The 14320-nt window shown below is 62.7% G+C and carries 16 protein-coding genes and 3 tRNA genes; 4 read left to right on the forward strand and 15 right to left on the reverse strand.

Going from position 1 to position 14320, the window contains the following annotated elements; translation table 11 throughout:
* The first annotated feature begins 127 nt into the window (after window positions 1–127).
* Both VLT15_02065 and VLT15_02070 read left to right on the forward strand, forming a co-directional pair.
* Complete coding sequence (locus VLT15_02065; protein ID HSR44002.1) at window positions 128–454, forward strand: hypothetical protein; 327 nt, start codon at window positions 128–130, stop codon at window positions 452–454.
* On the forward strand, window positions 400–687 hold the full coding sequence (locus tag VLT15_02070; protein ID HSR44003.1) for a tyrosine-type recombinase/integrase: 288 nt from the start codon (window positions 400–402) through the stop codon (window positions 685–687). The genes VLT15_02065 and VLT15_02070 overlap by 55 nt, the downstream gene beginning before the upstream one ends.
* 16 nt (window positions 688–703) lie before the next feature.
* On the opposite strand, the gene VLT15_02075 is transcribed toward VLT15_02070, so the two are convergent.
* From VLT15_02075 to dut, 4 genes are all read right to left on the reverse strand, one after another.
* Window positions 704–775, reverse strand: a tRNA-Val gene (locus VLT15_02075).
* Window positions 776–802: 27 nt separating this feature from the next.
* Window positions 803–874: transfer RNA gene (locus tag VLT15_02080), tRNA-Cys, on the reverse strand.
* Between the two features lie 34 nt (window positions 875–908).
* Window positions 909–981, reverse strand: a tRNA-Gly gene (locus VLT15_02085).
* Window positions 982–1022: 41 nt separating this feature from the next.
* Window positions 1023–1451 (reverse strand): dUTP diphosphatase, encoded by a 429-nt coding sequence (gene dut / locus VLT15_02090; GenBank protein ID HSR44004.1) that lies wholly within the window; start codon window positions 1449–1451, stop codon window positions 1023–1025.
* Window positions 1452–1864: 413 nt separating this feature from the next.
* On the opposite strand from dut, the gene VLT15_02095 reads away from it, so the two are divergent.
* Window positions 1865–2977: a hypothetical protein gene (locus VLT15_02095; protein ID HSR44005.1), complete on the forward strand. Its 1113-nt coding sequence runs from the start codon at window positions 1865–1867 to the stop codon at window positions 2975–2977.
* On the opposite strand, the gene nrdR is transcribed toward VLT15_02095, so the two are convergent.
* The gene (gene nrdR / locus VLT15_02100; protein ID HSR44006.1) at window positions 2959–3438 is read right to left on the reverse strand and encodes a transcriptional regulator NrdR; all 480 of its coding nucleotides are present in this window, start codon (window positions 3436–3438) and stop codon (window positions 2959–2961) included. The two genes, VLT15_02095 and nrdR, sit on opposite strands and share 19 nt — an antisense overlap.
* A 43-nt stretch (window positions 3439–3481) precedes the next feature.
* Entirely contained in the window at window positions 3482–3769 is a 288-nt protein-coding gene (locus tag VLT15_02105) for a LysM peptidoglycan-binding domain-containing protein (protein HSR44007.1), read from the reverse strand.
* A 220-nt stretch (window positions 3770–3989) separates the two neighbouring features.
* Here VLT15_02105 and lexA point away from each other — a divergent pair, with 220 nt between their 5' ends.
* Window positions 3990–4595, forward strand: a complete 606-nt coding sequence (gene lexA / locus VLT15_02110; protein ID HSR44008.1) for a transcriptional repressor LexA — start codon at window positions 3990–3992, stop codon at window positions 4593–4595.
* A gap of 2 nt (window positions 4596–4597) precedes the next feature.
* Here the strand turns inward: lexA and dapF are convergent, their stop codons facing one another.
* From dapF to aceA, 9 genes are all read right to left on the reverse strand, one after another.
* Window positions 4598–5359, reverse strand: coding sequence for a diaminopimelate epimerase (gene dapF, locus VLT15_02115; GenBank protein ID HSR44009.1), 762 nt, complete (start codon window positions 5357–5359; stop codon window positions 4598–4600).
* Window positions 5360–5361: 2 nt separating this feature from the next.
* Entirely contained in the window at window positions 5362–6240 is an 879-nt protein-coding gene (miaA, locus tag VLT15_02120; GenBank protein HSR44010.1) for a tRNA (adenosine(37)-N6)-dimethylallyltransferase MiaA, read from the reverse strand.
* Between the two features lie 14 nt (window positions 6241–6254).
* Window positions 6255–7637, reverse strand: coding sequence for a tRNA (N6-isopentenyl adenosine(37)-C2)-methylthiotransferase MiaB (gene miaB, locus VLT15_02125; GenBank protein HSR44011.1), 1383 nt, complete (start codon window positions 7635–7637; stop codon window positions 6255–6257).
* 5 nt (window positions 7638–7642) lie between these two features.
* Entirely contained in the window at window positions 7643–9184 is a 1542-nt protein-coding gene (gene rny, locus VLT15_02130) for a ribonuclease Y (protein HSR44012.1), read from the reverse strand.
* Between the two features lie 271 nt (window positions 9185–9455).
* Entirely contained in the window at window positions 9456–10517 is a 1062-nt protein-coding gene (gene recA, locus VLT15_02135) for a recombinase RecA (protein ID HSR44013.1), read from the reverse strand.
* Between the two features lie 165 nt (window positions 10518–10682).
* On the reverse strand, window positions 10683–11246 hold the full coding sequence (thpR, locus tag VLT15_02140; protein HSR44014.1) for an RNA 2',3'-cyclic phosphodiesterase: 564 nt from the start codon (window positions 11244–11246) through the stop codon (window positions 10683–10685).
* On the reverse strand, window positions 11234–12478 hold the full coding sequence (locus tag VLT15_02145) for a competence/damage-inducible protein A (protein ID HSR44015.1): 1245 nt from the start codon (window positions 12476–12478) through the stop codon (window positions 11234–11236). The genes thpR and VLT15_02145 overlap by 13 nt, the downstream gene beginning before the upstream one ends.
* 85 nt (window positions 12479–12563) lie before the next feature.
* Window positions 12564–12953, reverse strand: a complete 390-nt coding sequence (locus VLT15_02150) for a hypothetical protein (GenBank protein HSR44016.1) — start codon at window positions 12951–12953, stop codon at window positions 12564–12566.
* Between the two features lie 68 nt (window positions 12954–13021).
* Window positions 13022–14311 carry an isocitrate lyase gene (gene aceA, locus VLT15_02155; GenBank protein ID HSR44017.1) on the reverse strand — a complete coding sequence of 430 codons (1290 nt, stop codon included), beginning with the start codon at window positions 14309–14311 and terminating at the stop codon, window positions 13022–13024.
* Window positions 14312–14320 lie beyond the last annotated feature (9 nt).

Raw genomic sequence — 14320 nt, forward strand, 5'->3', positions numbered from 1 at the left:
CGGGCGATCAAACCCAACCGATCCGAGATGGTGGCGAAGGTGCTGGGGTTCATCGGCCTCGCCGGTGCGATCGTATTCGGTTTGATCCGTGCCCTCTCAGACGCAATCGACATCATCCGCTAACACGATGACTGTCGCCCAGCTTCACAAGTGCGCCGATCAGGGTGTCGACGTGATCGAAGAGATCGGCACTCTGCGACTGGCAGGGAACGAGGTGCAAGGGAGGCTCCTGTTCGGACCACCGAAGACAACTCGTTCCATCCGGAGCGTGACGATGCCCAAGGCACTCAAAGATGAACTCGCGGCCCACATGTCGATGTTCCCGCCTGGCGACGATAGGTTGGTATCCACCGCACATGCAGGAAGACCGCTCCGGCGCAACTACTTCCGGCGGCGAGTGTGGATTCCAGCCGTGACTCAACCAGTTGGTCGGTCCTTCACCTTCACGGACTAAGACACAGTCATGCTGCCCTGCTCATCGCTGCCGGACAGCATCCAAAACTCATCCAGGAGCGTTTGGGACATGCGTCGATCAGGACAACCCTCGATGTCTATGGTCACCTATTCGACGGCATCGACCAGGCTGCCGCCGACGCTATCGACAATGCTCTAACGGCGGAGCGTGTGGGGTTGGCTCTGCATCCAGGGTCTTGCAGCAGGACCAACGACACAGAAAACCCCCAGTGACCTGGGGGTTTTCTTGTGGGCCCTGAAGGATTTGAACCTTCGACCTCTTCCGCGTCAGGGAAGCGCTCTCCCCCTGAGCTAAGGGCCCTCGGGAGTGACAAGTGTAATCCACTCGAGGCGACGACCGGAATCGAACCGGTGTACCGGGTTTTGCAGACCCGTGCCTAAACCACTCGGCCACGTCGCCGCAATCAGCGAGGGCGACCGGGGCCGCCCTCTCGAGCGGAAGACGGGGCTCGAACCCGCGACCTCAACCTTGGCAAGGTTGCGCTCTACCAGCTGAGCTACTTCCGCGTGCCCGGCATTGTAACCCGACGCCGACCGCTGGCCCAACGTCAGTGACCGGTCGAGCCGAATCCCCCGTCGCCGCGGCTTGAGTCGGGTAGCTCATCCACCTCGACCCAATCCTGTACTGCGACGGCGACGACAACCAGCTGGGCGATCCGCTCACCCCGGGCGACCTCCACCGTCTCGTCTCCATGGTTGATGAGAATCACTTTGACCTCGCCGCGGTAGCCGGAGTCGATGAGGCCGGGCCCGTTTACCACTCCGAAACCGTGCCGATCAGCCAAACCACTGCGAGGCACCACCAGTCCTGCGAACCCTGCGGGAACCGCTACTGCAACACCGGTAGGTATCAGTTCCCGCCGGCCGGGATCCAATCGGAAGTCAATCCGGGCATATAGATCTACTCCCCCGTCCCCCTCATGTGAATGGCGGGGCGTAGGTAGTTCCGGATCGAGCTTCAGGAAACTAATCTTCATGGCGATAACAAGGTTCGTGGGGCTTTCAGACGGGTGGAGAGTCATGGAGAGTCCACGTGCCACAAGGGTACTGCAAAGAATGCCGAGCACATGTAACGATCCGGGACGGCGCCTGCCTGCTCGGACATTCTGTCGACCCGGCCACCATCGTCGCCGGGAGCGGTCGTCATAGAGCTCCGCGCTCTCGCAGTTTGAATCACAGCCAGTTGGTGGCTCCGCGCGGCGCCGTCGGGGTCGACTTGCTTCCGTCCCAACAAGACGGAGAACCATCTCAGCCGCGACCCCCACGCATCAACGGGCGCAAGATCGAACCACAACCCCATCCGAGCGAGACTCCCGCACCGGCACCAGCGGATCCCGTCCACACGCCGCAACCACTCCAGCGTCCGCTACTCGGCAGAAGCAAGATGCCGATGCTCGAACTACTGGGCTTTGCAGATCCCGACGATCACTCGGCCGTATCACTAGTCGAACCGCCAACAACGCCGTTGATTGCCCGGCCTCCGTCACGGAGCAACGGCGACAGACGCCCCATCGCGCAATCGACAGTCCAGATTCCCAAACCCGGCCCTCGACTCGCCGACGTCCACCGGGGAGAGAGCACGGAAAACACCGGGGTCCTGGTAGCTCGTCTTTGGGAAGCCACCCGGGAGAATCCACCACTCGGCGACGACTGGAAACCAACCCAGGCCGTCGAAGCGCCGAACCGCTCCTACCGGTGGTCGTGGATCTCCGCGGCCCTGGCGTTGACCGTGACGGTCGCTCTGCTGGCTGTCGCCGCATACCGCCTGCCGATCAACCAGGCAAGCGCACTCAGAGACAACCTGACCAACAGTTACCTATCCCTCGACGCCGCCGCCGACCGAATCCCGGGAGTCGCGGACCTCATTCTGAACCCCGATACGACTTCGAGCCAGTTCGCAGAGGCCGCTGTACCGCTTCTCGCGCTCTCGGAGGCGGCCAACTCCGCGTACGCAAGCACTACTGCAGACACGATCGGTGACCTCCCCTTCGTCTCCAAGGAGCCACTCGAGGCGCTCGAACCGGCGGAGTCGAGCCTCCAAAGAGCTGCAGACGAGGCCCTGGCAATCCACGAACGGATCGGAGACATCCTCGACTACCGGATCCTCCTCGAACGCGCCCTGGTGCTCCCATCGTTGCTGCCCGTTCAGGCTTCAGATGCGCAAATCTCCGACATCGGCGTCGGCCTCAGCGACACACTCGCGGAGACGACCGAAGTACTGCTTCAGTTGCCCCGAGACGAGATACTCGCCGCTCACCGGCTACAACTCGAGAAGGGTTTCGCCGAAATGAGCATCCACGTGGCCGACTATCTCGCCGCCCTCAGATCGGAGAACTCCTTCGCAGCGTCGCGCATCGCGGCTGAAATGCGCTCCACTGCGGAGATCACGAAATCGATCGATACGACCCTGACCAGCTTCGAGACATGGCTACTCGACGCAACCGACAGGCTCGAACAACAGCTGGGAGCTGCCGCGCTGACCCTTCAGACCACCGGGTCCTGAGCACCGGCGTCAACTGCCGAATCCTCGAGAGCGGCCATCTCGCGCTCGAAATCCTGGGCGCCCTGAAACTCCTTGTACACCGAGGCGAAGCGCAGGTAGGCGACCTCGTCGATCTCGCGCAGGCGGCCGAGCACCTGACGCCCGATCTCGTCGGAAGACACCACTGTTCCGATCGCTCTCAGTTCCGCCTCGATCGTGTCCACGAGTTCGGCGAGTGTGCCGGTTCCTACCGGGCGATCGGCGAGCGCATTCTCGAGACCGCGCTGAAGCTTGTCCGTGCGAAATGGTTCGGTACGTCCCGATCGCTTGCTGACCATCAACAGCGACTCGGTGCGCTCGTAAGTCGTGAATCTGTCGCTGCAGGATTCGCATTCTCGCCGGCGCCGGATCGCTCGACCCTGTTCGGCCGGTCGGCTGTCGACAACTCGCGTGTCGCCTGATCCGCAGAATGGACAATGCATCAACGGCAGGCTACTACCGACCACCGGACCCGCCGGCACTGCCCTAGCCGTCGATCAATGGAATGATCAGGCGGTCACCCGGAAAGATCTTGCTGCCGTCGAGTGAGTTCATCGCCTTGATGTCGTCGACCGTGTCGCGCACATCGGCTCCGTCTGCGGTGTGGTCGCCTGCGATCTTCCAGAGAGTCTCGCCGGATCTCACCGTATGCTCCTGTGTCAGAGCAACGTCGTCACCTGCATCGACTTGCCCGGCGAGCAGGAGGAACAGGGCACAAACGGCCACAGTAAGGAGAACCACGACCCTCAGAAGGGCGTTGGAGCGGACCGTCATGACCTGTTACCTCCTTCTCGCTTGGTAGTGAACCCGGTTCGGTATTCAGAGTACGAAAGGTGTGTGACAGAAAACCGACCCAGACCATTCGAACGTCTGTTCGGTAGCCTAGGCGAACAGACGTTCGGGGTCAAGCACGAACATATGTTTGATTAGATCGGCGAGACGGAGTAGATTCGGAACATACGTTCGAGAAAGGGTGGCCGTGGACGAACTGAGTATGCGCCAGCAGGAGATCCTGGATCTCATTGGGCAGACCGTGCAGGACCGCGGGTACCCGCCTTCGGTTCGGGAGATCGGTGACTCTCTCGGCCTGCGATCGCCTTCTACGGTCCACAGCCATCTTTCGACGCTGGTTCGCCTCGGTTACCTGCGCCGCGATCCTACGAAGCCGCGCGCCATTGAAGTCGTGGATCGTTCGGAGTCGCCGAAGCGCTCGAACGCTCCCACCCGCGACGTGCCCCTCGTCGGACGTATTGCAGCCGGCTCGCCGATTCTCGCCGAAGAAGACATCGAAGAGGTCTTTCCACTCCCCCAGCAGCTCGTTGGGTCCGGACCGGTAATCATGCTCGAGGTGCGCGGTGATTCGATGATCAACGCCGGCATCCTCAATGGGGACTACGTGGTAGTCAGACGACAGGACGACGCTCTGGACGGCGAAATAGTCGCCGCGCTGGTCGACGACGAAGCCACAGTCAAACGGCTGGAACGCCGAAACGGGACCGTCCTACTCCACTCTGAGAATCCGGCATACCAGCCGATGGTGTTCGAAGACGGCGTGAGCCTCGTGGGGAAGGTTGTTTCGGTTCTCAGGTCTGTCAGGTAGCACTACCCGGCGGTCCATACACCCGAGTAGACGGTCGTTGCCGGACCGGTGATCCATGCCACTCCGTTCGATATCTCCACGTCGAGCAGGCCGCCCGGCAAGCGCACCGTCGCAACAGACGCCGATCGACCGGTAGCTGCGGCAGCCGCCACCACCGCGGCTGCACCCGTTCCGCAGGCAAGCGTCTCTCCGACGCCCCGCTCCCAGACTCGCATAGCGATGGAGTCAGAGGACAGGGCGGCTCCGAATTCAACGTTGGCGCCACCCGGAAAGGCGGCATTGTGCTCGAGCCTCGAGCCGACACCCTCTACATCCGATGCGGCCGGGTCCTCGACGAAGATCACGGCGTGCGGATTGCCGACGTTCACGCTGCGCACTGCGTAACCATCGATCATCTCATCACGGGCGGCCACCTCAACCGGCCCCAGCTCGACCCGGATAAGGTCCGGAGTGAGCACCGAGACGCGACGGGGGCCGACGGCGGTCTCGACGACGAAATCCGGCCCATCGACGAGTCCGAGGTCCACGGCACGACGGGCAACACAACGTAAACCGTTCCCACACATTTCAGCCGGGCTTCCGTCGGCGTTCATGTACTCCATCTTCACGCGCGCCGGTCCCAAAGGAGACACGATCAGTACGCCATCCGCGCCGACCCCGCGTCGCCGGTCGCACAAGGCGGCAACCGTCTCCGAATCCAGTACTACGGGCCCGTCGAGCATCACGAAGTCGTTGCCCAGACCCTCCATCTTGGTGAACTCCATGCTCAACCCCTCATCGCCTGAACCGCCATCTGCCACCGCTCCTCCGAGTTCTCGGACCACGGTAACCAGGTCAGCCGTGGATCCCGGCGAAAGAAGGTCCGCTGTCGCTTCGCCAGTGCCAGCGTTGCCCGCCGGGCGCTTTCGACTCCTTCTCGCAGGCTCAACTCACCTGCGACAACCGGGAGGAGCTGTTTGTAGCCCACTGCCTGCCGGGCCGTGCGCCCCAGGTCGTTCGCCAGTCGGGCAACCTCCGCCTCCAGACCCTCGGCCAACATGGAGTCCAGCCGACCAACGACCCGGTCGGGCAGCTTCTCACCGGGATCAAATGCAATCGCTTTGAACGAATAGAGAGGCTCGTACTCGATGAGCCGCCGCTGCTCCTCGGTGGCGGCCCGCTCGCTCGGCGTCTCTCCGGTCAGTGCGGCGATCTCCAACGCTCTCGTTACGCGGCGAGGGTTCGAGAGGTCGATGTGGTCGCCGGCCTCGGGATCGAGCCGGCGAAGTCGGGCCATGCCCTCCTGTTCGGACAGGTCCTCGAGCCGGGTGCGGGTTTCCGCATCATGAGGACGAAACTGCATGGGATCGACCAGCGCACGGAAGTGAAGGCCCGAGCCGCCGACAATGACCAGCGGACGGGTTGCCGACTCCATCACGCTGCGGCCCATCCGTTGAAAATCCGCCACGCTGAACGACTCGGACGGATCGACCAGATCGATCCCGTGATGCCGTACCCGGGCACGGTCCTCTCGGTCGGGTTTCGCCGTGCCGATGTCCATGCGCCGGTAGACCTGCATGGAATCGACAGAAATGATCTCCGCCGCCATCTCCTCAGCCAGCCGGATCGCTGTTTCAGACTTGCCCGACGCGGTGGGCCCGAGCACGGCAAAGATCTCGATCAGGTCAGGCTCCCCAACAGATGGTGTTTCGCCGCAGCTGTGATATCGACTTCGAAGAATGATCCGGGCGCGAACTCGCCCGCCACGTGGACGACCCGACCGCCCCTGGTGCGCGTCGTGGCTACCGATGCATCCTTCTTCGACGGGCCTTCGGCCAGGACCTCGACCCGCTTGCCCAGTTGCGCCTGATTGAGTTCCACAGAGATCCCGGATTGGATTTCCAGCAGCCGGTCGAACCTGTCCTGGGCAACCTCCTGGTCCACGAACTCATCGACGCGAAGAGCAGCCTCGGTACCCGGACGCGGCGAAAACAAGAACATGAAGGCCTGATCGAATCGCGCTTCTCGGACAACATCGAGGGTCATCTCGAAATCCTCATCCGTCTCACCGGGGAACCCGACGATGATGTCGGTCGACACTGTGAGATCCGGGATGATCCGGCGAGCGAGCTCGAGGCGCGACATATACCGCTCGACGTTGTATCCCCGGTGCATCGCGGCCAGCACTCTGGGGCTGCCCGATTGCAGCGGCAGATGAAGTTGCTCACAGACCGCCTCGGTCTCTGCCATGGCCAGCGCGACATCCTCGCGGAAGTCTGCCGGATGGGGACTGGTGAACCGGATCCGGCGTATGCCCTCCACCTCCCCGACCCGACGCAGCAACTCGGCGAAGATAGGGCGCCGGCGACCATCGATCGCCAGGTCGCGACCATACGTGTTGACGTTCTGGCCGAGCAAGGTGACTTCCACGACACCGTCCGCGGCCAGACGTTCGACCTCCCGTACGATGTCACCGGGTCGCCGGCTGATCTCGATACCTCGCACGGCGGGCACGATGCAGAAGGTACAGGTGTTGTTGCATCCAACCTGGATAGTCACCCAGGCAGAGTGCTCGAGTTCACGTCTCACCGGAAGATCCGACGGCATGCTCTGCAGTTCGTCGGCGATCTCGGTCACCGGTCCCCATTCCTGTGCATGGTCCATCAGATCCAGAACGCGATCGAGATTGTGAGTGCCGAGCACCACATCGACCCAGGGGGCGCGTTCCCGCACAATCTCGCGGTCTTTCTGAGCCGCGCAACCGCCCACGATCAGGACCTTGCCCGGCATCTCATCCTTGAGCTGCTTGAGATGGCCGAGATGTCCGTAGAGACGGTTGTCCGCGTTCTCTCTGATCGTGCAAGTGTTGATGAACACGACGTCTGCCGACTGATAGTCGGCGACCGGCGACATCCCGTCCCTTTCGAACAACCCGGCGATGCGCTCGGAGTCGTGCTCGTTCATCTGACAGCCGAACGTGCGCAGGAAATAAGTCTTGCCCTCCCGGGTCGGAAGGCGGCGCTCCTTGCGGACTGGTTCGGCGATCAGGACGGGTTGAGTCATGGGGTCTAGCGAGCGTAGTCGGTAACCCGGAACTCCCGGATCACCGTCACCTGGATCTGACCCGGATATTGCAGGTCTTCTTCCATTTGACGAGCGATCCGCCGCGCCAGGTCGGCCGCCTCCAGATCATCGAGCGTTCCCGGATCAACCACGACCCGCACCTCGCGCCCGGCCTGCATCGCGAATACTCGTTCCACACCGTCGAACGCTCCGGCCAGTTCCTCGAGCCGCTCGAGACGCCGGACGTAGGACTCCAACGCTTCACGGCGAGCACCCGGACGAGCGGCCGACACAGCGTCCGCCGCCTGCACCAGCACCGCCACCAGCGTGCGCGGCTCGATCTCGTTGTGATGAGCCTCGATGCCGTGAACGATCGCCGGATCTTCACCGAAGCGACGGGCAATCTCCGCACCGATCAACGCATGTGATCCCTCGACCTCGTGAGTAATCGCCTTCCCTATGTCGTGCAGCAACGCGGCACGCTTGGCGTGAACCACATCTATGCCGATCTCCGCGGCGAGCATGGAGGCGACGTGGGCCGATTCCACAACATGGTTGAGAACGTTCTGACCGTAGGATGTCCGATACTTGAGCCGGCCGAGCAACGTGACGAGTTCGGGATGCATACGCGCCATTCCGACCTCCAACAGTGCCCACTCACCGGCGTCGCGCACGCTCTGCTCCACCTCAGCCTTGGCCTTTTCGAAGGCCTGCTCGATCGACGCAGGATGAATCCGGCCGTCCGTCACCAGTTTGTCGAGGGTGATACGAGCGATCTCTCGCCGCACGGGATCGAATGAAGAGACGGAGACTGCTTCGGGTGTGTCGTCGACGATCAAATTGACTCCGGCGATCGCCTCGAAGGCGCGAATGTTCCGACCCTCGCGGCCGATGATGCGGCCCTTCATCTCGTCGGAGGGAAGCTCCACAACAGAGACAGTGCTCTCGGTGACAACCTCCGAAGACAATCTCTGGATCGCCGTGGTCAGGATCCGCCGCGCCCTGCGCTCGGACTCCTCGCGGGCCTTGATCTCCATGTCCCTGACCATGACCATCGCTTCGCGCCGTGCCTCATCCTCAACGTGGGCCATCAGCTCCTGCTTGGCGGCTCTCGCATCGAAACCCGCCAATCGCTCGAGCGAAAGGCGTGCCTCTTCACGCAGAGATTCGACCTCTGCTCGCTGCTCGCCGAGACCGGCCTCACGCTGAATCAGAAGCTGCTCGCGCTGGGCGAGGTTCGAGGCTCGTTGCTCGAGCGTCTCCTCCCGCTTCGCGAGACGATCCTGCGAGGTATGGATTTCGATTCGACGGTGCTCGAGAGTCGCATCCTCGCGGTCCCGGTAGGTTTCTGCGATCGCACGCGCCTCTTCCTCAGCCCGCGAGAGCAACCGCTGGGCCTCGAGCCGGGCGTTGCCCAGGACCTCCTCGGCGCTCGACTCCGTGGCTCCATCAACTCGCCGCCTGGTCGATCGAGCTCCGAGGAAACCGACTATCGCGCCGCTCAAGACCGCCAGAACGCCGATCACCAACGCCCAAAACGGATCCATCTTTCCCGCCTTCCTGCGGGAGATGCAGACATGCCGAGCCAGCCGGCTCGGCACACACACGAACGGAACGGATATAGGTCAGTCCTTCGTTCTCGTTCCGTTTCTCCTCTGCATCTCGACCACAGTTGTACAGTTTTTCAGTGTGTTTTCAGTGTGTGCTTGTCGCACATGTTACCCGACAGATCCCGATTTTGGGATGCATGATTCAGCCCTTCCGGAAACAAAACCTGCGAGGTGAGTGGCCGCCCGCAAGTCCGCCGCCGTCATCGGCTCATCGGTCGTCCGAGAGCTCCTCTCCTGACGAAACCTCCGAGCCGGACTCCTCTTCTTCGGGCTCGACGAGCCCAACCGCTTCCATCACCTTTGCCTGGAGTTGTACTGCAACGTCGGGGTTCTCCCGCAAGAAACGCTTGGAGGCCTCACGTCCCTGTCCGAGCTGGTCGTTGTCATAGCTGTACCAGGCGCCGCTCTTGCGCACGATTCCCTGCTCAACGGCCACGTCGAGGAGGCTTCCCTCGCGTGAGATCCCCTCTCCGAACATGATGTCGAACTCTGCCAGACGGAAAGGCGGAGCCAGCTTGTTCTTCACGATCTTCGCCCGCACCCGGTTTCCGACGTTCTCCTGGCCATCCTTGATGGCCTCGATACGCCGGATGTCGATCCTCACCGTCGCGTAGAACTTGAGAGCCCGGCCGCCGGGAGTTGTCTCTGGCGACCCGAACATCACGCCGATCTTCTCACGGAGTTGATTGATGAACACCGCAGTGGTCTGGGATCTGTTGATGTTGGCGGTCAGCTTCCGCAGCGCCTGCGACATCAACCGGGCCTGAAGGCCGACGTGCGTATCGCCCATTTCGCCTTCGATTTCTGCCCGGGGGACCAGCGCAGCAACAGAGTCGATGACCACGACATCGAGCGCACCGGATCGAATGAGGATATCGGCGATCTCCAAAGCCTGTTCGCCGGTGTCGGGTTGCGAAATCAGCAACTCATCGACATCGACGCCCAGCGCCTTGGCATAAACCGGATCGAGGGCGTGCTCGGCGTCAATGAACGCCGCTATACCGCCGTTGCGTTGCGCCTCGGCCACCACGTGCAGAGCGAGGGTCGTCTTGCCGCTGGATTCGGGACCGTAGATCTCGACGACCCGGCCGCGCGGCACTCCACCGATCCCGAGCGCGATGTCGAGCGACAGAGCTCCCGTGGAAATCGAGGGAAGACGCTGATGGCCGCTCTCCCCGAGCCGCATGATGGCGCCTTTCCCGAACTGACGCTCGATCTGCGCTTTGGCCATATCGAGAGACTTGTCGTTCTCCACAGGATTCCCTTTCATCTGCTTCATCACCAACGGTATTGGTTCGGTGTGACAAATACCATGAATGTCGTTCGAAGACTAGGCGAACGTGTGTTCGCATGCAAGGAAATGAGGTCGTCGCGAGTCGCGAGTCGCGAGTTTCTCGTCGCGAGTCGGAAGTCGGAAGTCGGAAGTCGGGAGGGGCTAGGTGCTGGGGTCTAGCTCGAACCGTTCCAGGGCCTCGTAGCGGGCACCTCCCCGGCCAAGGTGGCTCTCGAACAATGTGACCTCGTCGACCATCGTCCGGATCCGGAACTCCTGCACGTCGCGGATGAGGCCGGTCAGGTCTTCCGGCGGACGGATGCGGCTCAACGTCAGGTGAGGGTGGAAAGGGCGCTCCTCCGGACCGAACCCCGCCTCCCGGCACGCCTCCTCGACTCGACTAGCGACTGCCCCAAGCGCAACGGACCCATCGGCGACTCCGGCCCAGAGCACTGCGGCCTTCGCCGGGCGCGGGAATGCACCGAGGCCCGTGAGGGTCATGTCGAAAGCCGAGCCGAGATCAGCTCCGGCGAGGGCCATGAGCAACCGATCCCTGCCGACCTGGTCCACGTCACCGAGGAACCGGAGCGTCAAATGCCAGTTCGGCGGGGGTACCACCTTGCCCGGCAACCGGCCCTCGACCGTGCCGGCCAGTCGCGCCGCCAGCGCGTGTCGGGCTTCGGCAGCGAGGTCGACACCGACGAACAGGCGGCCTACCGCTCCCACCACTCCCCCACGATGGCCAGCCGGACGAGATGCAGTGCGGCGGTTGCCGCATAGGTTCGGATCCGTTCCCGGTCACCGGGCAGGCGCATGATTCGAGAGCCCGAGCCCTCCGGGGTATGGACGGCAATGATCATCGTCCCGACTGCTCGCTCCTGCGGGTCGGGACCGGCCGATCCGGTCACCGCCACTGCGACATCGGCCCGGAAGCGGCTCGCCGCCCCCTCGGCCATGAAGAGTGCCGTCGCCTCGCTGACTACACCCTCATCCAGCACCTCCTGCGGCACGTCGAGAATCGACGCCTTGAGATCTGTGGCATAAACGACGGCACCGCCGCGGAACCCCTGGGAGGCACCCGGCACTGAAGCGATACGTGCCGCGATCATTCCGGCCGTCGCCGACTCGGCCGTTGCCATCGTCCATCCACGTTCGAGGAGAAGCCCCAGCACGACCTTTTCGATCGTTTCATCGTCCACGCCGAACACGGAGGCGCCCAACCGCTCCCTGACGATCTCCTCATAGGGGGCAATCAACTCGACCGCATCTGCTTCAGTGGGTGCCTTGGCCGTAATGCGGACCTTGATCTCACCGGCCGACGCGAGAAAGGCGAGGCTCGGGTTGGTGGACCGGTTGTAGAGATCATCCAGCAGTTCCGCCACCTGCGATTCGGAACGGCCCCAGCTTCGAATGAGCCGGCTCAGCACGACGTGTTCGACACCGGCCAGATCCCGGAGCCTGGGCAGGATCTCGTGCTCCATGAGGAAATGCATCTCGGCAGGCACACCCGGCAAGGCGAAGATCCAGCGGCCGTCATGCTCGAGGGCGAGGGCCGGAGCAGTCCCCTTCGGGTTGCCGATCTGCTCGGCTCCGGCGGGATACTCTGCTTGACGGAGATTGCTCTCCGGCATCTCCCGGCCGCGCGACTCCCAGAACTTCCGCAAGCTCTCGGCAAACTCGGCGTTGAACTCGAGCGACCGTCCTGTGGCAGCTGCGATCGCCTCTCTCGTGACGTCATCCTGCGTTGGGCCGATACCGCCGGTCAGGATGATCGCATCTGCGCGACTCATGGCGGTGATGATGCAATCGACCATCCGGTCCAGGTTGTCACCGACGACTACCTGGTAGTGGGCGTCGAACCCGGACTCGGCCAGCTTGCTACCGAGGTAGGCCGCGTTGCGGTTGGTGATCTGCCCGAGCAGGAGTTCGGTTCCGACTGCGATTACTTCAACGATCAAGAGGGCTCCGGGTTTCGTGCTCTAGGCGTTCTGTTTCTCGTCCCGTGCACGGTAGAACCTCGAACTCAAAACCTCGAACCTCTTCTCAATCCTGCTTCGCCAGCAGGTGGCGGATAGCGGCAATCCTCGCCTCGATTTGGTCCCGTCCGTGGGAGGCATCGATTTGCCGATTCAGCTCGATGGCATGCATTCCGGATAGCGTGTCCCCGCCGTACGACCCGCCCGACTGCGTCACGACATCTATCCGCTCCCCCTGCAGGCTCTCCCATCGTGCGATGAGGCTGGCGAGTTCCGCCTCGAGGGACTCCCGGTCGATCGGCGCGCTCTCACGCAACACCGCCGCCCGGGCGCGCAGAAGCTTCTGTTCATGTTGGAGCTCGACGCGCTCTGCGTATGCTTCATCGGGCAGCGCAGACAGTCTTTCCATCACGCGACGCATCTCCGCCAGGACTTCGTCGAGGTCGTATTCGCCCATTCCCTCAGGCTAACGGCCCGTGCCCGGCACTCCGGCCTCGGGGAAGGTTTTCCGCCCCACGAGACGGTCTATGAGTCGAAGAACTGCTCGTCTTCGGTCGAACCCTCCAATGCGAGAGTCGCCGATTCGCCGACGGTCATCGCCACCATGTCGAAATAGCCGGCACCCACCTCGCGCTGATGACGAGTGGCGCTGTAGCCCCGCTTCTCGATATCGAACTCGTGTTGCTGCACCTTCACGTAGGCGGTCATTCCCTCGTTCTTGTATCCGAGCGCGAGATCGAACATCGCCGCGTTCAGCGAATGGAAACCGGCCAGCGTTATGAACTGGTACTTGTAACCCATTGCCCCCAGTTCCTTCTGGAAACTGGCGATCTCGGCGTCATCCAGGTACCTCTTCCAGTTGAACGACGGCGAGCAGTTGTACGACAGCAGTTGGTCAGGAAACACGGCGTGGATCGCTTCGGCAAAACGCCGGGCCTCGTCGAGATCGGGATGCGCCGTCTCACACCAGATCAGATCGGCATATGGCGCATAGGCGAGGCCCCGGGCGATGGCCTGGTCGAGGCCGGCGCGAGTCTCGTAGAAACCCTCTGCCGTTCGGACTCCCGTCGTGAACCGGCGGTCCCGCGGATCGATGTCGGTCGTGAGCAAGGCTGCTGCATTGGCATCCGTGCGAGCCATGATCACGGTGGGGACGCCGGCGACATCGGCCGCCAGACGAGCCGATTTGAGTGTGCGGACGGCCTGACTGGTCGGAATCAGCACCTTTCCCCCCATGTGGCCGCACTTCTTCTCGGAAGAGAGTTGGTCCTCGTAGTGAACTCCCGCCGCACCTGCCTCGATGAACGACTTGGTCAACTCGAAGACATTGAGCGGCCCACCGAAGCCGGCCTCCCCGTCGGCGACGATGGGTGCCATCCAGTGGTGATCTCCCTTACCCTCGGACCATTCGATCTGATCGGCTCGCCGCAGCGCGTTGTTGATGCGTCGCACCAACGAAGGTGCGCTGTTGGCCGGATAGAGGCTCTGATCCGGGTAGACCTGTTCGGAGAGGTTGTTGTCTCCGGCGACCTGCCACCCGGAGAGGTAGATCGACTCCAAACCTGCTTTGACCATCTGCACCGCCTGATTGCCGGTCATGGCACCAAGCGCGTTCACATAGTCACGGCTATGGACTAGCTCCCACAGCCGCTCCGCCCCCTCCCGGGCGAGAGTGTGTTCGACCCGAACCGAGCCGCGCAGCCGCACGACATCCTCAGCCGTGTAGTCGCGGGTCAATCCGCTCCAGCGCGGGTTGGTGTCCCAGTCGGTCTGGATTTGCTCGGCCTCCCGTCGGACGCGCTCGGCAACGGTCATTGCTGGTTC

Source organism: Acidimicrobiia bacterium (assembly GCA_035471805.1).
Taxonomy (GTDB): Bacteria; Actinomycetota; Acidimicrobiia; order Spongiisociales; family JAHEDJ01; genus JAHEDJ01.